General features: G+C 63.7%; 24 protein-coding genes. 14 read left to right on the top strand and 10 right to left on the bottom strand.

The window, feature by feature from the left end:
• Positions 1-56: 56 nt before the first annotated feature.
• Both fabD and fabG read left to right on the top strand, forming a co-directional pair.
• Positions 57-995: an ACP S-malonyltransferase gene (fabD, locus tag LZ519_RS03485; protein ID WP_249867337.1), complete on the top strand. Its 939-nt coding sequence runs from the start codon at positions 57-59 to the stop codon at positions 993-995.
• The gene (fabG, locus tag LZ519_RS03480) at positions 996-1,736 is read left to right on the top strand and encodes a 3-oxoacyl-[acyl-carrier-protein] reductase (RefSeq protein WP_249867336.1); all 741 of its coding nucleotides are present in this window, start codon (positions 996-998) and stop codon (positions 1,734-1,736) included.
• Here the strand turns inward: fabG and LZ519_RS03475 are convergent.
• Positions 1,690-2,901 (bottom strand): glycosyltransferase family 87 protein, encoded by a 1,212-nt coding sequence (locus tag LZ519_RS03475; protein ID WP_249867335.1) that lies wholly within the window; start codon positions 2,899-2,901, stop codon positions 1,690-1,692. The genes fabG and LZ519_RS03475 overlap by 47 nt on opposite strands.
• 141 nt (positions 2,902-3,042) lie before the next feature.
• Here LZ519_RS03475 and dnaK point away from each other — a divergent pair, with 141 nt between their 5' ends.
• The 3 genes from dnaK to LZ519_RS03460 all read left to right on the top strand — a co-directional run bounded on the left by dnaK (position 3,043) and on the right by LZ519_RS03460 (position 7,124).
• The gene (dnaK, locus tag LZ519_RS03470; protein ID WP_249867334.1) at positions 3,043-4,986 is read left to right on the top strand and encodes a molecular chaperone DnaK; all 1,944 of its coding nucleotides are present in this window, start codon (positions 3,043-3,045) and stop codon (positions 4,984-4,986) included.
• 49 nt (positions 4,987-5,035) lie between these two features.
• Positions 5,036-6,166, top strand: coding sequence for a molecular chaperone DnaJ (gene dnaJ, locus LZ519_RS03465; protein ID WP_249867333.1), 1,131 nt, complete (start codon positions 5,036-5,038; stop codon positions 6,164-6,166).
• Between the two features lie 61 nt (positions 6,167-6,227).
• On the top strand, positions 6,228-7,124 hold the full coding sequence (locus LZ519_RS03460) for an MBL fold metallo-hydrolase (RefSeq protein WP_249867332.1): 897 nt from the start codon (positions 6,228-6,230) through the stop codon (positions 7,122-7,124).
• Here the strand turns inward: LZ519_RS03460 and purB are convergent.
• The 3 genes from purB to LZ519_RS03445 form a co-directional block, all read right to left on the bottom strand.
• Positions 7,121-8,443, bottom strand: a complete 1,323-nt coding sequence (purB, locus tag LZ519_RS03455; protein ID WP_249867331.1) for an adenylosuccinate lyase — start codon at positions 8,441-8,443, stop codon at positions 7,121-7,123. The genes LZ519_RS03460 and purB overlap by 4 nt on opposite strands.
• 62 nt (positions 8,444-8,505) lie before the next feature.
• Positions 8,506-8,712: a DUF7336 domain-containing protein gene (locus LZ519_RS03450; protein WP_249867330.1), complete on the bottom strand. Its 207-nt coding sequence runs from the start codon at positions 8,710-8,712 to the stop codon at positions 8,506-8,508.
• A gap of 5 nt (positions 8,713-8,717) precedes the next feature.
• Positions 8,718-9,218 carry a hypothetical protein gene (locus tag LZ519_RS03445; protein WP_249867329.1) on the bottom strand — a complete coding sequence of 167 codons (501 nt, stop codon included), beginning with the start codon at positions 9,216-9,218 and terminating at the stop codon, positions 8,718-8,720.
• A 274-nt stretch (positions 9,219-9,492) separates the two neighbouring features.
• Between LZ519_RS03445 and LZ519_RS03440 the strand changes: the two genes are divergently transcribed.
• Positions 9,493-9,756, top strand: coding sequence for a hypothetical protein (locus LZ519_RS03440; protein ID WP_249867328.1), 264 nt, complete (start codon positions 9,493-9,495; stop codon positions 9,754-9,756).
• 12 nt (positions 9,757-9,768) lie between these two features.
• Here LZ519_RS03440 and LZ519_RS03435 read toward each other — a convergent pair whose 3' ends face one another.
• Both LZ519_RS03435 and LZ519_RS03430 read right to left on the bottom strand, forming a co-directional pair.
• Entirely contained in the window at positions 9,769-10,944 is a 1,176-nt protein-coding gene (locus LZ519_RS03435; RefSeq protein WP_249867327.1) for an acetate/propionate family kinase, read from the bottom strand.
• Between the two features lie 9 nt (positions 10,945-10,953).
• Positions 10,954-11,925, bottom strand: a complete 972-nt coding sequence (locus LZ519_RS03430) for a phosphate acetyltransferase (protein WP_348539376.1) — start codon at positions 11,923-11,925, stop codon at positions 10,954-10,956.
• Between the two features lie 268 nt (positions 11,926-12,193).
• Here LZ519_RS03430 and LZ519_RS03425 point away from each other — a divergent pair, with 268 nt between their 5' ends.
• The 4 genes from LZ519_RS03425 to pflA are packed head-to-tail and all read left to right on the top strand — an operon-like array spanning position 12,194 to position 18,189.
• Positions 12,194-13,786 carry an L-serine ammonia-lyase gene (locus LZ519_RS03425; RefSeq protein WP_249867326.1) on the top strand — a complete coding sequence of 531 codons (1,593 nt, stop codon included), beginning with the start codon at positions 12,194-12,196 and terminating at the stop codon, positions 13,784-13,786.
• A 5-nt stretch (positions 13,787-13,791) separates the two neighbouring features.
• Positions 13,792-15,072, top strand: a complete 1,281-nt coding sequence (locus tag LZ519_RS03420; RefSeq protein ID WP_249867325.1) for an MFS transporter — start codon at positions 13,792-13,794, stop codon at positions 15,070-15,072.
• Positions 15,073-15,084: 12 nt separating this feature from the next.
• On the top strand, positions 15,085-17,343 hold the full coding sequence (gene pflB / locus LZ519_RS03415; RefSeq protein ID WP_431358080.1) for a formate C-acetyltransferase: 2,259 nt from the start codon (positions 15,085-15,087) through the stop codon (positions 17,341-17,343).
• A gap of 6 nt (positions 17,344-17,349) precedes the next feature.
• Positions 17,350-18,189: a pyruvate formate-lyase-activating protein gene (gene pflA / locus LZ519_RS03410; protein ID WP_249867324.1), complete on the top strand. Its 840-nt coding sequence runs from the start codon at positions 17,350-17,352 to the stop codon at positions 18,187-18,189.
• Here the strand turns inward: pflA and LZ519_RS03405 are convergent.
• The 4 genes from LZ519_RS03405 to radC all read right to left on the bottom strand — a co-directional run bounded on the left by LZ519_RS03405 (position 18,186) and on the right by radC (position 20,407).
• Complete coding sequence (locus LZ519_RS03405; RefSeq protein ID WP_249867323.1) at positions 18,186-18,791, bottom strand: hypothetical protein; 606 nt, start codon at positions 18,789-18,791, stop codon at positions 18,186-18,188. The genes pflA and LZ519_RS03405 overlap by 4 nt on opposite strands.
• A gap of 128 nt (positions 18,792-18,919) precedes the next feature.
• The gene (locus tag LZ519_RS03400; RefSeq protein WP_249867322.1) at positions 18,920-19,231 is read right to left on the bottom strand and encodes a hypothetical protein; all 312 of its coding nucleotides are present in this window, start codon (positions 19,229-19,231) and stop codon (positions 18,920-18,922) included.
• A gap of 26 nt (positions 19,232-19,257) precedes the next feature.
• Complete coding sequence (locus LZ519_RS03395) at positions 19,258-19,479, bottom strand: hypothetical protein (RefSeq protein WP_249867321.1); 222 nt, start codon at positions 19,477-19,479, stop codon at positions 19,258-19,260.
• Positions 19,480-19,714: 235 nt separating this feature from the next.
• Entirely contained in the window at positions 19,715-20,407 is a 693-nt protein-coding gene (gene radC / locus LZ519_RS03390; protein WP_249867320.1) for a RadC family protein, read from the bottom strand.
• Between the two features lie 116 nt (positions 20,408-20,523).
• Between radC and LZ519_RS03385 the strand changes: the two genes are divergently transcribed.
• The 4 genes from LZ519_RS03385 (at position 20,524) to LZ519_RS11650 (ending at position 24,839) form a co-directional block, all read left to right on the top strand.
• Positions 20,524-23,751, top strand: a complete 3,228-nt coding sequence (locus tag LZ519_RS03385) for an intermembrane phospholipid transport protein YdbH family protein (RefSeq protein ID WP_249867319.1) — start codon at positions 20,524-20,526, stop codon at positions 23,749-23,751.
• 1 nt (position 23,752) lies between these two features.
• Entirely contained in the window at positions 23,753-23,977 is a 225-nt protein-coding gene (locus tag LZ519_RS03380; protein WP_431358079.1) for a YnbE family lipoprotein, read from the top strand.
• Positions 23,974-24,351 carry a YdbL family probable chaperone protein gene (locus LZ519_RS03375; protein ID WP_249867318.1) on the top strand — a complete coding sequence of 126 codons (378 nt, stop codon included), beginning with the start codon at positions 23,974-23,976 and terminating at the stop codon, positions 24,349-24,351. Before LZ519_RS03380 ends, LZ519_RS03375 begins: the two co-directional genes overlap by 4 nt.
• Before the next feature lie 155 nt (positions 24,352-24,506).
• Positions 24,507-24,839 carry an AtpZ/AtpI family protein gene (locus LZ519_RS11650; protein ID WP_249867317.1) on the top strand — a complete coding sequence of 111 codons (333 nt, stop codon included), beginning with the start codon at positions 24,507-24,509 and terminating at the stop codon, positions 24,837-24,839.
• The last annotated feature ends 15 nt before the right edge of the window (positions 24,840-24,854 follow it).

Genomic DNA, 24,854 nt, shown 5'->3' with positions numbered 1-24,854 from the left:
AAGCGGCGCTCGCCAGCCTAGTCGCCCCGCCAGTTCCATAGCAAAGCGGGTCGAGAATGCGCGCATTCCTTTTTCCGGGGCAGGGCAGCCAGGCAGTCGGCATGGGATCGGCGCTCGCCGAGGCGAGTCGGGCGGCCCGCGACGTGTTCGCCGAGGTCGACGAAGCCTTGGGCCAGAACCTCTTCCGGCTCATGAAGGAAGGGCCGGACGACGAGCTGAAACTGACCGAAAATGCGCAGCCCGCGATCATGGCGCATTCAATGGCTGTTTTCACCGCGCTGACCAAGGAAGGCGGAGTGGGTCTCAAGAAGGCGGCGCAGTTCGTCGCCGGGCACAGCCTGGGCGAATATTCGGCGCTTTGTGCGGCAGGCTCGTTCGACCTTTCCACCACTGCCAAGCTGCTCAAGCTGCGCGGCCAGGCGATGCAGCAGGCCGTTCCGGTGGGGCAGGGTGCGATGGCTGCCCTGCTCGGTGCGGACCTGCCAATGGCTCGCCGGATCGCCGAAGCGGCAGCTCAGGGCGAGGTCTGCACCATCGCCAACGACAACGACCCGAGCCAAGTAGTGATTTCCGGGCACAAGGGCGCGATCGAGCGGGCAGTCGAGATGGCCAAGGAGATGGGCGCAAAGCGGGCGGTGCTTCTGCCCGTGTCCGCGCCGTTCCATTGCCCGCTGATGCAGCCTGCGGCCGAGGCCATCAGCGATGCGCTCAGCTATGTGGTGCTCGAGGACCCGGCCGTGCCGGTGTTCGCAAACGTCACCGCGCAGCCGGAAACCGACCCCGACACGATCCGTGGGCTCCTGGTCGATCAGGTGACCGGCATGGTCCGCTGGCGGGAAAGCGTCGGCAACATGGCCGATGCCGGAGTGGAAGAGTTCGTCGAGCTTGGCGGAAAGGTGCTGGGCGCGATGGTCAAGCGCATCGCTCCCGACGCGAAGGTGACGAGTGTCGTGACGATCGTAGACATCGAGGCGCTGACGAAGGAGATCGCATAGATGTTCGACCTTTCAGGAATGACCGCGCTCGTGACCGGCGCTTCGGGCGGACTTGGAAGCTCGATTGCCAAGGCACTTGCGGCGCAGGGCGCGCGGCTCGCGGTGTCCGGAAGCAATGTCGAGAAGCTGGAGCGATTTCGCGAGGAGCTTGGTGGTGGGCATGTCGCCGTCGGCTGCAACCTGTCGGACGGCGCTGCAGTCGACCAGCTGGTCCCGTCGGCGGTCGACGCTCTAGGCGGCAAGCTCGACATCCTCGTCAACAATGCCGGAGTGACCCGCGACAACCTTCTCATGCGGATGAAGGACGACGAATTCGAGGAGGTCATTCGCATCAATTTGGAGGCCGCGTTTCGGCTGATGCGCGCTGCGGCAAGGCCGATGATGAAGGCGCGTTATGGACGGATCATCTCGATAACCTCGGTCGTCGGAGTCACCGGCAATCCGGGCCAGGCGAATTACGTCGCGTCAAAGGCCGCGCTGATCGGCATGACGAAGGCCGTGGCGCAGGAGCTTGCGAGCCGCGGTGTAACCGCAAACTGCGTCGCTCCGGGCTTCATGACCTCGGCGATGACGGACGCACTAAACGAGCAGCAGCGCGAGGGAATCCTGTCGCGGATTCCGGCCGGGCAGATGGGAACCGGTGACGATATCGGTGCCGCCTGCGTCTACCTCGCCAGCCGCGAGGCGGGTTATGTCACTGGGCAAACGCTTCACGTGAACGGCGGAATGGCGATGCCCTGACGATCGACCTTCGAAGCGGCAGCGCAAGCATGATCGCTGCGATGATGAGGCCGAGCGGAAAATAGGTGAACTCTGCGATCCGGCGCGCGGCGAGCGGCGCGATCCAGACGAGCGCCATCAGTGAACGGTCCCACGGGAGGAAACCTTTCTCCTCACCGTCGCGCCACAGCCAGGCAAGGCCGAGCCCGAGGACGACGAAGTCGTAATCGAGGACATAGGGCGTGGAGAGGACGACTGCGGCCGTGACCGCTGCGTTGCGTAGGCGCGCGTTGTCCCGAAGCGCCAGGAACAGAGCGCCGGCGACCGCCGCCGCAGTCACTAGCGACTGAACCGCGTATGCGAGGGCGATGCTTCCACCCCACATCCGCACCGCGGAAAAGGGGCTCATGATCTTGTACCAGCCGGTTCGGCCCTGCTCGAGGACGACATCGCGGGTCAGCGGCAGGCTGTCGAGAAACGCCTGCCAGACCGGCCAGCCCCAGAAGAGGAGGGTGGCGGCCACCAGCAGCCCGGCCGAAAGGCAGGCGCCGGCGATCGCCCGCCAGTTGCGGGTGACCAGAAGGAGAGGCGGGATCACCAGCGCGAGCTGCGGCTTGTAGATGAGACATCCGAGAAGCAACCCCGCAGCAAGCGGTTTGCGCTCCAGTAGAAGCAGCCCTCCGCCGAGCAGGAAGGCCGTCAGGAAACCGTTGTGTCCGTGAGTGACGCAGATGAGCGTCACGGGCGCTGCGACCACGAGCAGCACGGTCTCCCATCGCGGCACCAGCCGCCGCATGAGGGCGGCAAATGCGCCGAGCGACGCCGCCTGCCAGACAAGCAGCGCCGGAAGGTAGGGAAGCAGGGCAAGCAACGAGGCGACCAGCAGGAACGGCGGCGGATAATGCCAGCCGTACAGGTCCACCGTCGTGCTGTGGTGGATCTGCTGCTGCACCGCGAAATGCTTTGGCCAGGACCAGACGTCGGCGGGGTGGCCGCCGAGCGCCATCTTCCCCGCCGCCCACACCTGGGAATAATCGGTGCCGAGCGGCCGGCCCATCGGATCGAGGGTTCCGTGGCCGAAGCCGAACAGCCAGACGAGCGATACCAGCGAGGCGACAGCGGACATTGTCGCGATTGCGATCACTCGCTCGCGAGTAAGCCAGCTGCCGTTTCGAAGCCCGTCCACCGAGGCGCTGTTGCCATCTTATGGTTAAGAAATCGGCAGCAGCGCCAGCCTTGTCGTCGCTTGAACGCCACCTATATCGACGAAGAAATTCAAGCATTCGGCCACTTCTCGTGAGGGCCGAGACAGGGGACGAGAGGGAATATGGCGAAAGTAATCGGCATCGACCTGGGCACGACCAACAGCTGCGTCGCCGTGATGGAAGGCGGCAAGCCGAAGGTTATCGAGAATAGCGAAGGCGCGCGAACCACGCCTTCGGTCGTCGCTTTCACGAAGGACGGCGAGCGTCTGATCGGCCAGCCCGCGAAGCGGCAGGCGGTCACCAACCCCGACAACACAATTTTCGCGGTGAAGCGCCTTATCGGCCGCCGCTTCGACGACCCGATCACCAAGAAGGACACCGAGCTGGTGCCCTACAAGATCGTCAAGGGATCGAACGGCGACGCGTGGGTCAACGCCGGCGGCAAGGACTACAGCCCGTCGCAGGTTTCCGCCTTCATCCTCCAGAAAATGAAGGAAACCGCCGAGGCCTATCTTGGCGAGACGGTCACCCAAGCGGTGATTACGGTTCCAGCCTATTTCAACGACGCACAGCGGCAGGCGACCAAGGATGCCGGACAGATCGCCGGCCTCGAGGTCCTTCGCATCATCAACGAGCCGACCGCGGCCGCTCTCGCCTACGGGCTCGATAAGCAGGACGGTAAGACGATCGCCGTCTACGACCTTGGCGGCGGCACCTTCGACGTTTCGATCCTCGAGATCGGCGACGGCGTGTTCGAGGTGAAGTCGACCAACGGCGACACCTTCCTCGGAGGCGAGGACTTCGACGCGAAGATCGTCGATTATCTCGCCGACAGGTTCAAGCAGAAGGAAGGCATCGACCTTCGCACCGACCGGCTCGCGCTTCAGCGCCTGAAAGAAGCGGCCGAGAAAGCGAAGATCGAGCTGTCATCGGCTTCGACGACGGAGATCAATCAGCCCTTCATCACCGCCCGTATGGAAGGCGGCGCGACCACTCCGCTTCACTTGGTGGAGACGATCACCCGCGCCGACCTGGAGAAACTGGTCGCAGACCTTATCGACCGGACGCTCGAGCCGTGCCGGAAGGCGATCAAGGACGCCGGAATCGACGCCAAGGACATCGCCGACGTCGTTCTCGTCGGCGGAATGACCCGAATGCCGCGCGTTCGCGAGGTGGTGAAGGAGTTCTTCGGCAAGGAGCCGCACACCGGCGTGAACCCGGACGAGGTTGTCGCCATGGGCGCCGCCATCCAGGCCGGCGTCCTGCAGGGCGACGTCAAGGACGTCCTCCTTCTCGACGTCACTCCGCTGAGCCTCGGCATCGAGACACTCGGCGGCGTGTTCACCCGGATGATCGACCGCAACACGACCATCCCGACCAAGCGCAGCCAGGTCTTTTCGACCGCCGACGACAACCAGAGCGCGGTGACGATCCGGGTGTTCCAGGGTGAGCGCGAAATGGCCTCGGACAACAAGATGCTCGGTCAGTTCGACCTGGTCGGGATCCCGCCGGCTCCGCGCGGAGTGCCTCAGATCGAGGTCACGTTCGACATCGATGCCAACGGCATCGTCAACGTGTCCGCCAAGGACAAGGGCACCGGCAAGGAACAGCAAATCCGGATCCAGGCTTCGGGCGGCCTTGCCGACGAAGACATCGAGAAGATGGTCAAGGAAGCCGAGCAGTTCGCCGAGGAAGACAAGAAGCGGAAGGCTGCGGCCGAGGCCAAGAACAATGCCGAAAGCCTGATCCACACCACCGAGCGCCAGCTTTCCGAGCATGGCGACAAGGTCGAGCCGGCGATCAAGACCGAGATCGAGACTGCCCTGTCGGAGGCCAAGGCGGCCGTCGAGAGCGGCGATCCGGATCAGATGACCGAGAAGACCAACGCGCTGACGCAGGCGGCGATGAAGATGGGCGAGGCCATGTACAAGGCGCAGCAGGCCGAGACCGAGGCCGCCGCCGGGCCCGATGCCGGAACGTCGCCACCCGAGGGCGAAGGCGCGGCTTCGGACGAAGAAGTCGTCGACGCGGAATTCTCCGAAGTCGACGAAGAGAACAAGGGCTAGTGCCGGTGCCGGCTCACGCGCCGGCACCTAGTAGGCGTGCCGGGGGACGATGATGGCTGAGCAGGATTATTACGAGCTGCTGGGCGTTTCCCGCGGCGCGGACCTGCACACGATCAAGGCCGCCTATCGCAAGATGGCCAAGGAGTGCCATCCGGACAAGCATAACGGTTGTTCGGAAAAGGAAGCGCACTTCAAGGCGATCAGCGAGGCTTACGACTGCCTTCGCGACCCGCAGAAGCGCGCCGCCTACGACCGCTTCGGCAAGGCGGCCTTCCAGAACGGAGCCGGAGGAGCCCAGGACCCGTTCGGGGCGGCCGGCTTCGAAGGCTTTTCGGACATCTTCTCGTCCATCTTCGGCGAGTTCATGGACCGAAACGGCGGCGGACGGGTCAATCCGGCACGCGGCGCCGATCTCCGTTACGACCTGGAACTCAGCTTGGAGGAAGCGTTCGCCGGCAAGGAGGCGACGGTCACGGTCGACGCGCTCTCGGCTTGCGAGACCTGCGGCGGGCGCGGGTGTACGGCGACCGAAAATTGCGCGCGCACCTGTGGAACCTGCGGAGGAATGGGCAAGGTCCGCGCCCAGCAGGGATTCTTCGTTGTCGAGCGCGGCTGCCCGACCTGCCGCGGTAGCGGCGAGGTCATCGCCGACCCTTGCCGTGCCTGCGAGGGCGAAGGGCGGACGATCAACAAGCGAAAGCTGACCGTAAAAATCCCCGCCGGAGTCGACGAGGGCACCCGGATCCGGGTTGCCGGCGAAGGCGAGGCGGGCGTTCGCAATGCGCCCAACGGCGACCTCTACATCTTCGTGCACATGAAGCGGCACCCGGTTTACGCCCGCGAAGGCACGACGCTGATCGCCGATTGTCCGGTGACCTTCACAACAGCCGCTCTCGGCGGGACGATCACGCTTCCGGGCCTCGACGGCGCGAAGGTGGAGATGAAGGTGCCGGCCGGCGCCCAGTCGGGCGAGCAGCTACGCCAGCGCGGCGCCGGAATGAGCGTCCTCAACGGGCGCGGGCGAGGCGACCTCGTCGCTCGAATCATCGTAGAAACGCCGACAAGAATGAGCTCCAAGCAAAAGAAATTGCTGGAGGAATTTCGTTCAACAGAGACAGGCGATGAATGCCCGGCGGCGAAAGGCTTTTTCGGCCGCGTTCGCGATATGCTCGGCGGCTGACGCGGCGGGATTTTCCAAGCGCACCAAATCTTCTAGTCGTGCTCCCAACGGGAGGGTTTCGATGCGCCTCGCATTTCTGGTTTCGTTTGCCGCTCTAACCGCCGCTCCGGCTGCGGCGCAGGACTTCTCCAAGGTCGAGATCAAGGTTGAGAAGCTCGCCCCCGGAGTTGCTGTCCTGTTCGGCGCCGGCGGCAACATTGGCCTGTCCTACGGTGAGGACGGCAATGTCGTCATCGACGACCAGTTCGCTCCACTGACCGACAGGATACTTGCGGCGATAAAAACCGTCGATGCCGATCCGGTGCGCTTCGTGATCAACACCCACTGGCATGGCGATCACACGGGCGGGAACGCCAATCTCGGTCGCGCGGGCGCGGTCATACTGGCTCAGGACAATGTGCGGACAAGGCTGATGAGCGATCAGGTCGTCCGCGGAGACAAGGTCGCGGCTTCGCCCAAGGAGGCGCTGCCGGTGATCACTTATTCCGACGGCGTGACAGTCCACCTGAACGGGGACGACCTGAAGGTCGTCCACGTCGCCCACGCCCACACTGATGGCGATTCGCTCATCCGCTGGACCAAGGCCGACGTGCTGCACATGGGCGACGCCTTTTTCAACAAGATCAGCTTTCCCTTCATCGACCTCGATTCCGGTGGGTCGATCGACGGCGCCATAGCCGCCGCGAACAAAGGGCTCGACCTGGCAGGGACGACAACGATCATCGTGCCGGGCCATGGCCCGATCGCTACTCGGGCTGAGCTGGCCGCCTATCGGGAAATGCTTGTCGACATCCGCACCAAGGTCGCCGCCGGCATACAAGCCGGTCGCAGCCTCGCTGAAATCCAGGCCTCGAAGCCGGCGGCGCCTTATGGAATGCCCGACGGCTTCATCAAGCCGGATGGCTTCGTGGAGACGGTCTACAACAGCCTGAAGAATCCCCCGAAGGACGCGCACTAGGCGCGACCGAACACCCGCTCGAATATCGCGTCCACGTTCTTCAGGTGATAATCGAGGTCGAAGAGCGCTTCGAGTTCCGAGGCGGAGAGCCGCGACGTCACCTCCGGATCGGCCTTCAGTAGGTCCAGGAGCGACAGCTGTCCGTCGCTTTCCCAAACCTTCATCGCATTGCGCTGTACCAGGGAGTAGCTGTCCTCGCGGCTGAGGCCTGCCTGGGTCAGCGCGAGAAGCACGCGCTGCGAGTGGACGAGGCCGCCCATGCGGTCGAGATTCTTCATCATCCGCTCGGGGTAGACGAGCAGCTTGTCCACCAGTCCGGTCAGGCGGGCGAGCGCGAAATCGAGCGTGATCGTCGCGTCCGGGCCGATGAAGCGCTCGACCGACGAATGCGAGATGTCGCGCTCATGCCAGAGAGCGACATTCTCCATCGCCGGAATCGCGTAGGAGCGCACCATCCGCGCGAGTCCCGTGAGGTTCTCGCTGAGGACCGGGTTGCGCTTGTGCGGCATCGCCGAGCTGCCCTTTTGGCCGGGCGAGAAAAACTCCTCCGCCTCCAGCACTTCGGTGCGCTGCAGGTGACGGATTTCCGTCGCCAGCCGCTCCATCGATGAGGCGATGACGCCGAGAGTCGCGAAGAACATCGCGTGGCGGTCGCGCGGGATCACCTGGGTCGAGACGGGCTCGGGCTTCAGCCCCAGTTCCCCGGCGACATGCTCCTCGACGCGCGGGTCGATGTTGGCAAACGTGCCCACCGCGCCGGAGATTGCGCAGGTGGCGATGTCCTCGCGAGCCGCTGCAAGGCGGTCGCGATTGCGGTCGAACTCGGCATAAGCCTGCGCGAGCTTCAGCCCGAAGGTGACGGGCTCGGCGTGGATTCCGTGGCTTCGGCCGATCGTCGGGGTCAGCTTGTGCTCGAACGCCCGCCGCTTCAGCACCTCAAGCAGCTGGCCGAGGTCGGCGAGAAGGATGTCAGCGGCCTGCTTCAACTGAACCGCGAGAGCTGTATCGAGCACATCGGAGCTGGTCATTCCCTGATGGAGCCAACGCTTCTCCGTGCCCAGCTTCTCGCCGGCCCAGGTCAGGAAGGCGATGACGTCATGTTTCGTGACCGCTTCGATCGCGTCGATTGCCGGGACGTCGATGTCGCCCAGGGCGTTGCTGTCGTACGCAGCGCGGATCGTCTTGGCGTCCTCGGCGGGGATCATCCCGATCCTGCCCATCGCCTCCGCGGCGAAGACCTCGATCTGCCACCAGATGCGATAGCGGTTCTCGGGCGACCAGATCGCGGTCATTTCGGGGCGGGAATAGCGAGGGACCATGGCCGATGCGGCTAGCAGGGAAGCCGCGGACCTTCAAATCGGCCTGGGTGCTATCGAAAGGTTCACAGGCGGACGAAGCCCCGCGGCCAATGGTCTTCGTCAATTTCGTATCGATGGACCGTGAAGCTGTCCGGATCCTCGACGAAGCCGGGCAAAGCCTGCGCTCTCTGCGCGGCTTCCTGCGCCCTTGGTTCGGAGGAATAGATGCCGATGACCTTCACCTTCCCGGTGTCGGGCGGACTGTGAAGGACGACGAACAGTGGCTCCACGAAGCCTATCGCCCTGCGCTCTCGGCGAGTTCCGTCATCATTTTTGACAATGCGCCGCGGACGGTCTCGATCGTGTAGGGATCGCCCGGGTCGGTGCCGCCAGTCCTCGCGAAGTGGGGCGGTTCGCCCATCCTTCGGCCCCATTCGACATCGGCTTCGCGCACGAGCTCGGCCAGGACGTAATCGGAAGACAATGTCCGCTCGCAGTGCTCTGCCAATGCTTCGAGAGGTGCGTCGAGATGGGCGAGCAGCTCTTCGCTTCCCCTCAGGCGGCGATGCAACGAAGCCTGCAATGCGCCGTCGGGATCGGGGAGGTTGCTCCTGAGCCAGGTTCCGATCTCCGTCTCCGCTTGCAGAACAGGGGAGACAGGCGAAGCTCCCTTCATTGCGCCGGGGCCTGCCATCCTGGCTATCGCTTCCGTCGGCGTGAACGAGCGCGCCTGGCTGATCTCTCGCTCAATCTCCTCGTCGCTTGCGGAGCGATGCTTGTTCGTGTCGTCGGGCATGGGCATTTTCGTCCATCTGCACACGCTTCGACCTATCCGGTGACGATGATCCAAAGGTATCGGGTAATCCCCGATGGACCGGCTGGCAGGCCACCCGTAGGCCGACGGAATTACGGCCAACCCATCACACTTCAGCAAGCGATCGCACTCGCACCGACAGCCGGCCCAAAGGCGTCCAGGGGCATCTCGACCGAATCCGGTCCACGTCCTCGAACCTGCAGCTGAGAGCGATGCCGCCCCCCTTACGATCGAGGAATTGGAGGTCGGACTGCGGATGCTGGATCAGATCGATACCGATCGAAAGAAATTCTGGGAGGTCAACGGGCCCGCCTTCAAGGAAACCGTCCGGCTCGCGATTCGCGAGACTTCCGAAGCGCTCCTCCTTCAACGGATGCCGGCCACTTTGCGGACCGAGCTGGAAGGACAGCTCGAATGGCTGAAGAGCTATCTCGAGCAGGACACTTGCCGGGCAAGTCACACCGCGCAGCCCTTCGCCGGAGATGGCCGCCCTCGCGGAGTCCCCTCCGCACTCAATTGAATTGGCACTTCTTCAAGCGGCAACGAGCGCCGCTGTGCTTCGGGCGATGACTCGCTCTTCGTCCGTCGGGAGCACCCAGATCGGCAGGCGGGACCCCGAGGCCTCGATCCGCATTTCCCCTTTGCCGTTTGACGCCTCGTCCAGCGCCGCGCCGAGCCAGGTACACCCGCCAACGACCTCGCTTCGCGTTTTCACGTCGCGCTGACCGATGCCGCCGGTGAACACCAGCCCGTCAAGGCCGCCAAGAGCGGCCGCGAGCGATCCGATCTCCCGGGTTATCCGATAGACGAAGAGGTCGATCGCCTCGCGCGCCTCCGGCTCTTCCGAAGCGCGAAGGGTGCGCATGTCCGATGAAATGCCGGAAACGCCGAGAAGCCCCGATTGCTTGTACAGCAAAGCTTCGAGCTTTCGGGCGTCCATGCCGCGCTCGTCCATCAGGTAAATGAGCACGCCGGGATCGATCGCCCCGCAACGCGTTCCCATGACCAGTCCGTCGAGCGCGGTGAAGCCCATGGTGCTCGCAACGCTACGCCCGTGATGGATGGCGCAAAGACTGGCGCCGTTACCGAGATGCGCGACGATGATCCGCTTGTCGGCCATGTCCGGGTCGAGCTCGCGAAGCCGGCCGCTTACGAACTCATACGACAGGCCGTGGAAGCCGTATCTCTTCACTCCGGAGTCGCTGAGTTCCCGCGGCAACGCAAAGGCTTGCGCAATGGGGGGCTGCGCTTGATGGAAAGCCGTGTCGAAACAGGCGACCTGCTCGATGTGCGGCGCTGCGGTTCGGATTGCTTCCATGGCGACCAGATTGTGCGGCTGGTGCAGTGGGGCGAGGGGGCAAAGACCTTTCAGTGACGCAATTACCTCGTTGGTCACGATTACCGGTGCTGTGAAACTCGTCCCGCCATGTACGACTCTGTGACCGACGCCCGCGATCGGCTTTCCGCCGAGCAGCCCGATCGCCGTCTTGAGAATGATTGACGCGCCGGCGCGGTGATCGATTTCCTTCGGATCCCACTCGTTTTCCAGAACCCGTTCGCCCGCCGGATCGGTGACGGTCAACCGAGGAGCGACGCCAATCTGTTCAAGCTGCCCGGCGAACAGCTGCGGAAGGTCGGGTCCGTCGTCGAACAGCGCGAACTTGATGCTCGACGAACCGGCATTCACGACTGCGATGCATTCGGCCACGTCGGCGACCTACTGGATGGCTGCCGACGCGGAAGCCCGGCGCGAGGCTGCGACCAGCTGGGCGACTGCGCATGATGCGAGGCGAGCCGTTTCGCTGTCGGCGCGGCTGGTCAGGATGATCGGCACCTTCGCGCCAAGGACGATCCCGGCGGAATCGGCGTCGGCGAGAAAGGACAGGCTTTTTGCCAGCATGTTGCCGGCTTCGAGGTCCGGGACCACGAGGACATTGGCCCGGCCCGCCACCGGCGACGCAATCTTCTTGATTGCCGCGGCCTCAGTGCTGATCGCATTGTCCAGCGCCAGCGGGCCATCCAGCAGTGCACCGGTGATCTGGCCGCGATCGGCCATCTTGCACAGCGCCGCCGCCTCCAGCGTCGACGGAACGTCCGGATTGACGCTTTCCATCGCGCTCAGGATCGCGACCCGCACCTCCTTCGAGCCCAGCGCGTGGGCCAGGTCGATCGCATTCTGGGTGATATCGACCTTGGCCTTGAGGTCGGGCGCAATGTTCACCGCGGCGTCTGTGATGATCAGCGGCTGGTCATGGCCCGGCACATCCATCACGAAACAATGGCTGATCCGCCTCGCCGTGCGCAGTCCGGTGTCGCGCTTGACCACAGCGCCCATCAGCTCGTCGGTATGAAGGCTGCCTTTCATCAGCGCTTCGGCGCGGCCCTCGCGAACGAGCTCGACGGCCTTGCTCGCCGAATCCTCGCTGAACTTCGCATCGACGATCTCGAAACCGCTGATGTCGATCTTGTGGTCCGAGGCAACGGCGCGAATCCGCTCCTCCGGCCCGACCAGGATCGGCTGGATCAGCTTCATCTTGGCCGCCGCGGCCGCACTTTCCAGCGACACCTGGTCGCAAGGGTGGGCAACGGCCACCTTTATCGGCTCGTGCTTGGCGGCCTTCGCAATAAGGCTATGAAACCTGTCATGAGTGTTGCGAGCGATTGGACGCTCGACCTCGAGCACCGACATCGGCGACCTCCCGCTTGGATCGGAAAGCCCGAAGCATAGGCGGCAGTTGGTAGCCGTTAATCCGGATATGCCCTGACGCGCGGCCGAAATCCGGCCGGTGGGAGAGCCTTGACCAAAAAGTCCTCAGCAATTGGATCGACGCGTCTTGGGGGTAACTCCCGATAGGCCGCCGCAAGCCTGCGCCTATCCTTCAAACATCGACGAGAGCGAGCGTCGGAGCAGTGGGGAGCACTGCCCGAAGTCTCTTCTCCGTGCACGGGAGAGTAAGATGGACAGCGAGACTCGCAATCCCACCGCGCCGGTGATTCCGGAGCTCGACTATTCCGAACCCCCGACCGGCTCTGACCGCCGGGCGTTCATGGTGCGCAGCGCCATGGCCACGGCCATCATCGCGGTTGGCGGCACGATCAATCCGCTGTTCGCGCAGACTCCGGCCAATGCGCAGCCGGTCAAGCTCGACCCGAACCTGAATGTGGTGAAGCAGTCGAAGGGGCCGGTGATGACCCTGGTCGACGAATTCTACAAGGTCGGTCCCGGACCGTCCTCGTCGCACACGATCGGCCCGATGCGGATCACCTACGACTTTTACCAGCGGGCGATCAAACTGCCGCAGGCGGAGCTCGACCAGGCGACGGCACTCAAAGTCCATCTCTACGGCAGCCTAAGCGCGACCGGCAAAGGCCATGGCACGGAACGGGCGGCCCTTGCGGGGCTGATCGGTCATGAGCCCGCGACGATCGACCCGGTTGCCGTTCTCGACAAGATGCAGGCCGAGCCGGACAAGGTTTACCCGGTCAAGCTCGGAACCAAGACCATCAACGCGTCGCTCAAGGACATCATCTATGACGCGACCAAGGGCGATTTCCCGCACGCCAACACGATGACGGTCAAGTTGATGGCCGGCGACAAGGTCTTGCTGGAACAGGAATATTATTCGGTCGGAGGCGGATTCATCGAGTGGAAGGGTTATGCACCGCCCGAGAAGCACGCTCCGAAATATCCCTACGAAACGATGGCTCAGGTCATCGACTATACCAAGCGTGACAATATCTCGATCGCCCAGCTCGCAATGGCGAACGAGACGTCGATTTCCGGGCGCAGCGAAGCCGAGATCAACGCCTTTCTGGACAAGATTATTGGCGCGATGCGTGCAACAGTGAAGACGGGTCTCGCCGCCCCGACGTCCACTTTGCCCGGGCCAATCAAGCTCAAGACGAAGGCCGGGGACGTCTTCAGAAGCGCTCAGGCCGAGGCGATACCTGCCCGCAAAGCCATTGGAATGGTGTCGGCCGCCGCACTTGCAGGGTCCGAAGAAAATGCTCGCGGCCACTTGGTGATAACCGCGCCCACCGGCGGATCCGCAGGGGTCATGCCTGCGGTTCTCTATTCACTCGATCAAGCCGGCGCAAAAGTCCCTGACCAGAAGCTTCGCGAGGGGCTGCTGGCCGCATCGGTCGTCGGCTATCTGTGCAAGCACCACGCGACCCTGGCAGCTGCGGAGGGTGGCTGCCAGGCGGAAATCGGAGTCGCCTCGGCAATGGGAGCGGCGATGATCGGACAAGCGCTGGATGCGCCGCCGCAGGTCATCGCCAACGCCGCGGAAGGCGCGCTTGAGCACCATCTGGGAATGACCTGCGATCCGGTCGCCGGGTACGTGCAGATACCGTGCATCGAGCGTTGCGCATTCGGGGCGGTCAAATCCTGGACCGGCTATCTGATCGCCAAGAACGAGATTCCCGCCAACCGGCGCGTGGATTTCGATTCGACCGTGCAGGCCTTGGCCATCACCGCCAAGGAGATGAATTCGAAGTATAAGGAGACGTCGGAAGGCGGCCTCGCCGTGTCCCTGACGCTCTGCTGAATCCGATGTCCGGGCCGGTCACGCGGTCGGGAGCGACGGCGGCAATCACCGCCGCCTGGCTCCTGACCGCAGTCTTCTATTTCTACCAATATTCGATGCGCTCGGCGCCCGCCGTCATGGTTCCGGAGCTCACGGCCGCCTTCGGGATGAGCGCCGTCGGCATCGCCTCTCTCGTCGGCCTTTTCTATTACGGCTACGCACCCTTCAGCCTGGTTGCGGGCGTCGCGATGGACCAGCTCGGGCCCCGCAAGGTCGTTCCCCTCGGGGCCGCCAGCGTGGCGATTGGCGCAATGCTGTTTTCAACCGGCGATCCGACGCTCGGAAGCATTGGCAGGTTCATGCAGGGTGCCGGCGGCGTGTTCGCGCTGATCGGGGCCGTTTACCTGGTAACGGCCTTCATGCCCGTGTCGAGCGCCGCGACGCTTGTCGGCGTCACGCAGATGTTCGGAATGGCAGGCGGCTCCGCCGGCCAGTTCGTCGTCGGCCCGCTGATCGCTTCCGGAATAGCGTGGGACAAGTTCTGGTTCATCGCCGGCGTCGTCGGCATCCCCATCGCACTCCTGCTGCTTCTGCTCATCCCGAAACGAGAGGTCCAGGAAGGTGCGTCCCGCCAGCGAAGGGGTCTCGGCCCGGCGCTGTCGGCGATGGGGACGGTGTTCGCGAATCCCCAGTCGCTGCTGTGCGGCCTGATCGCCGGGCTGTTCTTCATACCGACGACCATCTTCGACATGGTCTGGGGCGTTCGGTACCTGCAGGAAGCGCATGATCTGCCTTATTCGGTCGCGGTCCTGCGATCTGCCGCCGTCCCCTTCGGGTGGATCATCGGTTGCCCGCTCCTGGGTTGGATCACCGACCGGATCGGTCGCCGCAAGCCCGTGATCGTCGGCGCCGGGCTAGTCCTTCTTGGAACGCTGGCGCTGATCCTGTTCGCGCCGGTTGGCATATTCCCGCCGTTCAGCCTCGCCCTTGTCGCCGGGATCGCTTCCGGTGCGGCGATGATCCCGTACACGATCATCAAGGAAGCCAACCGGCCGGAGCACAGCGGCACGGCGACCGGAGTGGTCAACTTTCTCAACTTCTCGATGACGGCCGTCCTCGGCCCGATTTTCGCCGGCGCGCTGATTGGGGCGAGCGCAGGCGGGGACCGGCAGCTCGGTCATTATCAGGAGGCGTTCCAGCCGCTTCTCTATGGCGTGGTCCTCGCAATCGCCCTGACCCTGCTGCTTCGCGAAACCGGGCCGCGCGCACGGACAGCGAAGGCAGCTTCCGCACTCCCCGCCGAATGAATGGAGGACTCGATGCCGACCCTGATCATGGAGCCAGAACACAAGCGCGGGACCCAGGAACGCCCATCCTTCCAAAGCGGACTGTGGACGAAGGACATCGATGTCCGCAATTTCATCCAGACGAACTTCACGCCTTATTTCGGCGACGGCTCCTTCCTCACGACTGCGACTCCCCGCACCCGAGCTATCTGGAAGAAATTGACCGACCTTTTCGTCGAGGAGCGCAAGAAGGGCGTTCTCGACGTCTCGCAAATCCCAAGCTCGATCACGGCTCACGACGCCGGCTATATCGACCGCGACAACGAGGTGATCGTCGGGCTCCAGACGGACGCCCCCCTGAAGCGCGCGATCATGCCCAATGGCGGCCTGAGGATGGTCACCAACGCGCTCGAGGCGTTCGGCTACACGCCCGATCCCCAGGTCGTGGAGATTTTCACCAAATACAGGAAAACCCACAACGCGGGCGTCTTCGATGCCTACACCGCGGACGTCCGACGCTGCCGCAAATCACACATACTGACCGGTCTCCCCGATGCCTACGGGCGGGGGCGGATCATCGGCGATTATCGCCGCGTTGCCCTCTATGGCGTCGACCGCCTGATCGAGGAGAAAAAGACCGAGAAAAGCCAGCTCGACCAGGTGTGGTCGACGGACGAGACGATCCGCGACCGCGAGGAGCTTTCCGAACAGATTCGCGCACTTGGCGAACTGAAGGAAATGGCGGCCAAATACGACTTTGACATTTCGAAGCCGGCCACAAGCGCGAAGGAAGCCGTTCAGTGGCTCTATTTCGGCTATCTCGCCGGGGTGAAGGAGCAGAACGGAGCGGCGATGTCGCTCGGACGAGTGTCGACATTCCTCGACATCTTCTTCGAACGGGATCTCGCTTCGCGCCTGATCACCGAAAGCGAAGCCCAGGAGATCATCGACGATTTCGTGATGAAGCTGCGGATCATCCGCTTCCTTCGAACGCCCGAATATGACGAGCTATTCGCCGGAGATCCCACCTGGGTCACGGAGTCCATCGCGGGAATGGGGGATGACGGCCGCCCCCTCGTCACGAAGACGAGCTTCCGCTTCCTCCAGACGCTCTACAATCTCGGCCCTGCGCCCGAGCCTAACCTGACGATCTGGTATTCCTCGCAGCTTCCCGAGAACTTCCGCCGGTTCACGGCCAAGGTCGCGATCGACACGAGCTCGATCCAGTTCGAGAGCGACGAGATCATGCGGATGGCCTGGGGCGACGACGGCGCCATCGCCTGCTGCGTTTCGCCGATGCTGATGGGCAAGCAAATGCAGTTCTTCGGCGCCCGCGCGAACCTCGCAAAATGCCTGCTCTACGCAATCAACGGAGGGCGGGACGAGATCAGCGGGGATCAAGTCGGACCGCCGACCGCGCCGGTTGAAGGCGATTATCTGGATTTCGACGACGTCCTCGACCGGTTCGAGAAAATGATGGGCTGGCTGGCGGAGATCTACGTCAGCGCCATGAACGTCATCCACTACATGCACGACAAATATGCCTACGAGCGGGTCGAAATGGCGCTCCACGATTACTCGCCGATCCGGACGATGGCGTTCGGGATCGCGGGCATGTCCGTCGTCGCCGACAGCCTGTCCGCGATCAAATATGCGAAGGTCAAAGTCATCCGGGACAGCAGCGGTCTCGTCGTCGACTATGAAGTCGAGGGCGACTTTCCCAAGTTCGGGAACAACGACAACCGCGTCGATTATATGGCCGCCTGGCTGGTCAGCACGTTCATGGGGAAGCTTCGCGGGCACGAGACGTACCGCAACGCCCTCCACACGCAGTCGGTGCTGACGATCACGTCCAACGTCGTCTACGGCAAGGCCACCGGGAACACGCCTGACGGAAGGCGCAAGGGCGAGCCGTTTGCCCCCGGCGCAAACCCCATGCACGGGCGCGATAGCCACGGAATCCAGGCTTCGGCCGCCTCCGTGGCGAAAATCCCGTATCGCGACGCCCAGGACGGAATTTCGCTTACGACGAGTCTGGTGCCGACCGGGCTCGGCCGTACCGAAAAGGACCGGATCACAAACCTCACTTCGATCCTGGACCGCTTCTTCTCAGTCACTGGCTTTCACATGAACGTGAATGTGCTCAATCGCGACACCCTGGTCGACGCGATGGACCACCCGGAGAAATATCCGACCCTGACGATCCGGGTCTCCGGCTATGCCGTCAACTTCGTCCGCCTGACCCGCGAGCAGCAGATGGACGTGATCAACCGCACATTCCACGGGGAGTGAGTCGGCGTGGAATCAAATCCGCCGCCCACTCCGCTGGAGGCCAGCTCGCCTTTTGAGATGCGCGTCAGCCTTGGCGAAGGCCTGCCAGACACGGATGTCCGCTCGGCGCTCAAGACCGGTGACATGGGATTCCTGCACAGCTTCACCACCGGTTCGGCGGTCGACGGGCCTGGAATTCGTCTCGTCGCCTGGACCACGGCTTGCATGTTTCGCTGCAAGTATTGCCACAACCCGGACACCTGGACCCTGACCAACGGAATCCCCGTGACCCTGGAGCAGGCGATCGAGGAGGTGCGCAAATACGCCAACGGTTTGAGGGCGATCCGTGGCGGGTTCACACTGTCGGGCGGCGAGCCGCTGATGCAGGATCGCTTTGCGGTGCGGCTGTTTGCTGCGGTACAGGACATGGGTGTCCACACCGCCATCGAGACCAATGGCTATTTCGGCGAGCGGCTTTCGGACGACGAGCTCAAGACCATCGACCTCGTCATTCTCGACATGAAGGCGATCGACCGGGACCAGCACCGGCGGGTCACCGGGATGCATAACGACGATATCCTCGCCTTCTGCGATCGCCTGGCGCGGCTCAAACGCCCAATGTGGCTTCGCTACGTCCTGGTTCCGGGACTGACCGACATTCCGGAAGAGATGGCGGCAGTCGCGAAGTTTGGAGCCTCCCTTGGCGTCGTCCAGCGTGCGGAAATCCTGCCGTTCCACCAGCTTGGCCAGTATAAATGGGACCGGCTGGGCCTCGAATACTCCCTCGCCGATACCAAGCCGCCCACGGATGAGCAGATTGCGGAAGCAGTGCGGATTTTCCGGGCCGCGGGGCTAGCTGCAGATTAGTCCGAAGCCGATTCTCCTGTCCCGATCCGCAGCTTGTTGTTGATTGTCTCGACGACCGACTCTTCCGCCCGCGTAACGTCTTGGCGCATTCCAAGGAGCGTAGCGACGTGGCTTCCTGCTGCTTCGGCCACCTTATGGCAGGCGTCGACCAGCGTGGTTACGCGCGCCCTTCGCTCGTCGGGCGGAAGCACTGAAAAGCCGCTCCTCAACACTTCCAGTGCGGTGTCGAAAAGCTCATCCGAAGGCTTGCTTTCGAGCCAGCTGACAAGCTGCGCATAGGCAGGCGAGGCGGGGTCGATCTCACGACCGCGCGCAAGGCCAAGCACAGTTTCACGTTCGGAACTCGTGACCGAACCGCCTGCCCAGGCGACCTGGACGAGTGGGGCCAGGAAGAAGGCAGGTGCGGTCTCAACGGTCACTCCGAGTTGCCGCGTACGCATCAGCAGCTCGGGGTCATCGACCTGCAATTTGTCGCGCAGCGCGGCCGCGATCTCGTCGAGCCTGGCGTTCTGGCGCAGCTTCTCGACAAGTTTCGCTTCCTCTTGCCGGAAGTAATTATCCTCGAGCGCCTTTTCACGATCTCCCAGGATGCCCTTGGTCATGCTCACGCCCTGTCGCTGCTTCCCGTCATTTGGCGCCATGCCTCAGGGTAGCGATTGATGCTCTGCCCGGAATTTGCCCGCAGCCGGTGCAATGGCAATCAGGTCAATTCCCGACAACGCGTCGAGACTCAGGCGAATGCCTCCCACGCTAGCCACAAGCCGAACAGCGTGGCCAGGATGGCGGCGATCACCGCCGCGCTTTCCATGAACGAGACGCGGAAGTGCGCCTTGTGCTCCTCCATGAAGGCGTCGAGCTTCGGACGAAGGCGCTGGTTGCTGGTAAGGAGCCCGATGTCCAGGTGACGTCCGGTGCGCATGAACCTCAGGATCTCGCCGGTTTCCTCTTGAGTCACTGCCGGATAGCGACCGACCAGGCCGGCTATTCGGTCGCGGTCTATCCGGAGAGCGCGAACCTGCTCGCGCGTCGTACGGTTTGTCATTGTATCGTCCATTCTTGCTGTGAGCATCAGGCCATCGCCGGGCTTTGCTGGAGAGTCTGGCGGGCCGGCTTCTGCTGCTTCGCAAACTTGGCCAGCTCGCGCTCGATCGTTCGTGCTCTGGGAAAAGTCTTGCCGTCGAGCCCCTCGAAGCGGCTATCCGATGCATAGAAAACGAAGCCGCCGGGGACGCGGACTGCGATCCCTACGGTCCTTCGCTCGAATTCAACTGAGAAACGTTGCGTTGCCACGAAACTACTCCCTGACGGGCGGGCCCGTCGTCTGATGTGAGTGGCGCGCTGCGATGCGGCGCGCGGTTCAGTCGGGGGAGAGCCCTAAGCGCGGGCTTGGGCGCGCGCCGAGGGCACTAGAATCGTGCGGTGCTGCTGCCCGGATGGAGCTGAGGCCGCCTGCAGGGGGAATACCCAGTCATATAACCAATATGGACGTCGTGGCCGGGTAATCAAGCCGGACCGGTTTGCGCCTTCAAATCAACCCCATCGCCCGCATGCTGGTCCTGCCGCTCGCACCGACGATCACATGGTCGTGGACCGTGATCTTCATGTGTCGAGCGGCTTCGATGAGATCGTTGGTGATGCGGATGTCCTGGCTGGAGGGCGTCGGGTCGCCGCTGGGGTGGTTGTGGACGATGATCAGCGCGGTGGCGCCTAGCGCGATAGCTCGGGAGATCACCTCGCGGACGTGAACGGATGCTTCGTCGACGGAGCCATTCCACATGGCCTCGTTGGCGATCAGCATGTTCTTGGCGTTGAGAAACAGCACCCGGACCTGTTCGGTGCGCGAATGCGCCATCGCCACGTGGAGATAATCGCAGAGAGCCTCCCAGCTGGAAAGGATCGGAGCGCCCTCGGCGCGGGTCTCGAGCAGACGAAGCGCGGTCGCCTCGGCAATTTTCAATGCGCCGATCACCGACTCGCTTAGCCCTTCGCGCTTCATCGTCTCCGCGCTCGCCGACAGAAGGGGCCCGATGCCACCGAACTTGGCGATCAGCTCCTTCGCTTGGTCCTTGGTGTCGCGACGGGGGATCGCCAGCGCGAGAAGATATTCGACCAGCTCATGGTCCAGCAGCGCCTTGCCGCCGCCTTCGAACAGCCGCTTCCTAAGCCTCGACCTGTGGCCGCTGCCATTGCTTTCGACCGACGTGATTCGCCCGTGCATCCGGTTCCCATCCGACCACTCCGAGCAGTGCCATACTAGCCACATCCCTCGCGCCGTGGAAAGCGTGGTCGTGCCGGTGACGGAACGGCTGGCACGGGCGCGGGTTGAAGGCACCAATGGTCGGATCTGAGGCCGAGAGCGGGGACACCGTCGTCGTCAGGCGGCGGTACGGATGGCGCAGGGTGCTCACCTGGGTCAGCGTCGGCGCGCTCGCCTTCATCCTCGCCGCATTCCTGTTCGTCTGGCTGGAGCGGCGGCCGATCGCCCGCAACATCATCGACCGCCAGCTCGAAAGCCGCGGGGTGAAGGGGAGCTACACGCTCGACCGGGTGGGCCTCAGGACCGAGCAGATCAGCAACCTCCGGATCGGCGACCCGAATCACCCCGATCTCACTGCCGAGCGGGTGCTGATCCAGATGCGGCTGAAATGGAATGGCAGCGTCGATGTGTATCGGATCGTCGCTCGCGGTGTCCGGTTGCGGGGGAAGGTGTTTCCGAGCGGACGCGTCAGCTGGGGCCAGATCGACAAGTTGCTTCCACCGCCAACTGGCAAGCCGTTCAGCTTGCCCGACGTCGCGCTCGACATTGCCGACAGCAGCATTGCCCTTGCAACGCCATGGGGGCCGCTCGGGTTCGCGGTCCAGGGGAACGGCAACCTCACCGGCGGTTTCAAGGGCCGCTTCGTTTCCTCGAGCCCGCGACTGGTCACCGGCAGGTGCTTCGCCGAGAATGTGCGCGGCGCGGCCGCCATAGAGGTAAAGGCTCGCCACCCCCACGTCGTCGGCCCGCTCACCGCAAATCAGTTCGTCTGCCCGGCAAGCCGGTTCACGATCGTCCAGCCCCGCCTCGAGCTCGACGCCAAGTTTGGCGAGGCGTTCGATAATTACGACGCCAACGCGCGGCTGATGTCGCAGGTGCTGACAGCCGGCGACAACGGTCTTGCCGCGCTCAACGGCACGATGACCCTTGTCGGCGACCCCAAGGACGCTCGCGGGGTGATGGACTTCTCCGCGCAAAAATCGAGGCTTGGGACGATCACGGCCGAGCGGACGCGAGTCCAGGGCAAGTACAGGCTGCGGACTACCGCCGGCTCGCTGGTCATGGTCGGCCAGTATCGCGCCAATGGCGCCAGCCTGGCGCCTTCGATGACGGCTGGCCTGACGCGCGCGCTGGCGGCGACGAAATCGACCCCCATCGGTCCCATCGCAGCAACGATCGGCAAGGCGATCGGCGCGAGCGCACGCAACTTCGACGTGTTCGGCGGAATCCGGCTGGTGAACTTCCCCGGCTACGGCGGCGCTCGAGTCACCGACGCGACCGTTCGCACCGCCACCGGCGGACGGGCGCAGATCTCCGGCGGCAAGGGCGTCAGTTACTATTGGCCGACCGGCGCGCTTCGCTTCGACGGAACGATTGCGATGACGGGTGGCGGACTTCCGACCGGTTCGGTCACTCTCCACCAGGCGCCGAACGGAGCCTTGAACGGCTTCGGCAACTTCCGGCCCTATGTCGTCGACGGCTCGCGGCTCAGCCTGTCGACCCTGCGCTTCAACGGCGAGGCGAGCGGCGCCACCAATTTCAGTACGCTTGCTAACCTGACTGGCAATTTCCCCGGGGGGCAGGTGCGCAACCTCAATCTTCCGATCGAGGGAAGGATCGGCGCCAACGGCGGCATCCTCGTTGGCCGGCGGTGCATGGTCGTCACTTTCGACTATCTGAAGATGCAGCAGCTCAGTCTCGGCCGCACCCGACTGCCGGTCTGCCCGACTGGCGCGGCGATTATCGCCCAGGCCGCCGGCGGAGCGCTTCACGTCGGCGGAAGGATCAGCAATCCGGCGCTCGCCGGAAACCTCGGCTCGGCCCCGATGCGGCTCAGCGCCAGGTCGATCCTGCTTTCACAGGCCGGTTTCGAGGGGAGCAACGTCGCCCTTCGTATCGGCAGGGACGAAAGGCCCGTTGCGCTCAGTGCGGAGGCGCTTCGCGGCAGGTTCACCAGCGGCGGCGCGGCCGGAACCCTTTCAAATGGGGAAGCGGTTCTCGGGTCGGTGAAACTGAAGATGACCGACATCGACGGCCGCTGGAGGTTCTTCAACGAGCGGCTGACGGTCGACGGAAGCCTGCTTCTCAACGATCGCTTCGACCCGCCGCGCTTCTATCCGCTCATGAGCAACGATGTTCATTTCGTGCTGGCGAACAACCGCATCACGACCACCGGCACCCTGCGGCATCCGGCGAGCGGAACGAGGATCAGCGACGTCAACATCGAGCATAATCTCAACAGCGGCGCCGGCCATGCAAACCTTGACGTTCCGGGGATCACCTTCGGGCCCAACCTCCAGCCCGACGAGCTGACCCGTCTGACCGAAGGCGTGGTCGCCCTGGTTCAGGGGACCGTGAACGGTCAGGGCAGGATCAACTGGTCGGGGTCCGGTGCAGTCACCTCCACCGGCGACTTCTCGACGGCCAACATGGATCTCGCCGCGCCGTTCGGGCCGGTCCAGGGCCTGACGACCAGCGTCCATTTCACCGATCTTCTCGGGCTGGAGAGTTCGCCCGGCCAGGTCGCGTCGATCCATTCCATCAACCCCGGCATCATCGTCAATGACGGCGTCATCCGGTACCAGCTGTTGCCCAATCAGCTGGTGAAGGTGGAGCGCGGCGAATGGCCGTTCATGGGCGGCCGCCTGATCCTGCGCGAGACGATCCTCAATTTCGGAAGCGATGCGCCCAAGCGCCTGACCTTCGAGCTTCAGGGCTTCGACGCGAAAATGTTCATCGACAACCTCGGCTTCTCCGGGCTGGAGATCACCGGCACGTTCGACGGAGTTCTGCCGATGATCTTCGACGAGAACGGCGGCCGGATAGTCGGAGGCCGGCTGGATTCGCGGCCGCCGGGAGGCGAGTTCGCCTATAACGGGACCAAGCCCAAGGCAGGAATGATGGTCGGAGTTGCCTTCGACCTTCTCAGCAACATCCGCTACCGGTCGATGATCATTCGCCTGGATGGCGACCTCGCGGGCGAATTCGCCACCCGGTTCACGATCAACCAGGTGTCGCTGGGCAACCGCGGCGGCTTCGTCGCAGGGCTGGTCCGCGGCGCCTTCAAGAACGTGCCGATGGTCGTGAACCTCAACATCCGGGGCCCGTTCCGCTCGCTGATCCAGATGGCGAAGGGCTTCAAGGACCCGACCGGCGTCATCGAACCGGTGATGCCTTTCCCGCTCGATAGCCCCGGCATTGTCACCGAGACCCGCGTCCTCGGGAAAGAGGAAGAGCAGACGCGACTTACGCCGATCGACGAGGTCGATGTTTCCACCAAACCCCCACCACCAAGCGAGAAGTGAGATGACCAAGCTCAACATGAAGCGGCACTTCCGGCTCCTCGCCGGAGCAGCGCTGGCGATCCCGTTGGCGAGCTGCGTTACCGTCAAGGCGCCCGACAAGCCGATCGAGATCAACCTCAATGTCGTTATCCGGCAGGAGGTGGTGGTCAGGCTTCAACAGGACGTCCAGCAGCTAATCCGGCAGAATCCGGAAGCTTTCCCGAAGACGCCGGGAGGGTCGCAGTGACCCTTGCAGCGCGTCTCCTGATGGCGGCCGCGCTTGCCGTGGCGGCACCGGCCGCCGCGCAGGAAAGCTCGGTGATCGTCCAGGCCAGGCAGGCAGCAATCGTCGGTGAGCGCTATGACGGCTATCTCGGCTTTGCTCCCGGCGCCGGCGAGCAGGTGCGCCGGCAGGTGGGGGCGGTGAACATCCGCCGGAGGAGCCTCTACACGGATCTCGCCGTCAGGCGCCGGGCGACTGTGCAGGAAGTCGGGATCGCCGCCGGCTGCCAACTACTTGCAGACGTGAAGCCGGGCGAAATCTACATGCTCAATGACGGCTCCTGGCGGAGAAGGGCCTCCGGTGAGGGCGCCCCCGCGCCAAGCTACTGCGGGCGCTAAGTTTGCGAGATTTTCGCGTGGGTTGCGCGCGCGGTTGACTAGGCGGGCGTCGGTTCATAAAGGGTCCGCGCCTTGGCGGGCTCGTCGCCGCCATGTTTTTCGCCCCGGAGCTTGCCCCCTGTAATTCCGTCAGGGGCGACGCACAGGAGAGAATCGTGGCTGATGACGAAACCGGCAAGGTCCCGGACCTTCCACCCGACGCACGACTTCAATCGCTCGATCGGCGATTGGATGAGTTGCACCGGGCGGAAGCGGAGCAGGCGAAGCAGGAGCAGTCCAACCGGGTCCGGCAATTCGGGCAAAAGGTCGCTGCTCAGATGATCGGTGCTCCGGCCGGTGGGCTGTTGTTCGGTTGGGGTTTGGACACTTTGTTCAATACCAAGCCGCTGCTCATGATTATCCTGATGTTCGTGGGCTTCGGGCTCGGTATCAGGAACGTTTACTACTGGACCAAGTCGACGCCTTCGAACGACCGAAGGCCCGAATAGAGGCGAGGACTTTAA

The sequence above is a fragment of the Sphingomonas anseongensis genome (genome assembly GCF_023516495.1).
In the GTDB taxonomy this organism is placed as follows: domain Bacteria; phylum Pseudomonadota; class Alphaproteobacteria; order Sphingomonadales; family Sphingomonadaceae; genus Sphingomicrobium; species Sphingomicrobium anseongensis.
Note: the sequence above shows the minus strand (reverse complement) of the source record. Positions and strands in the feature narration are given on the sequence as shown.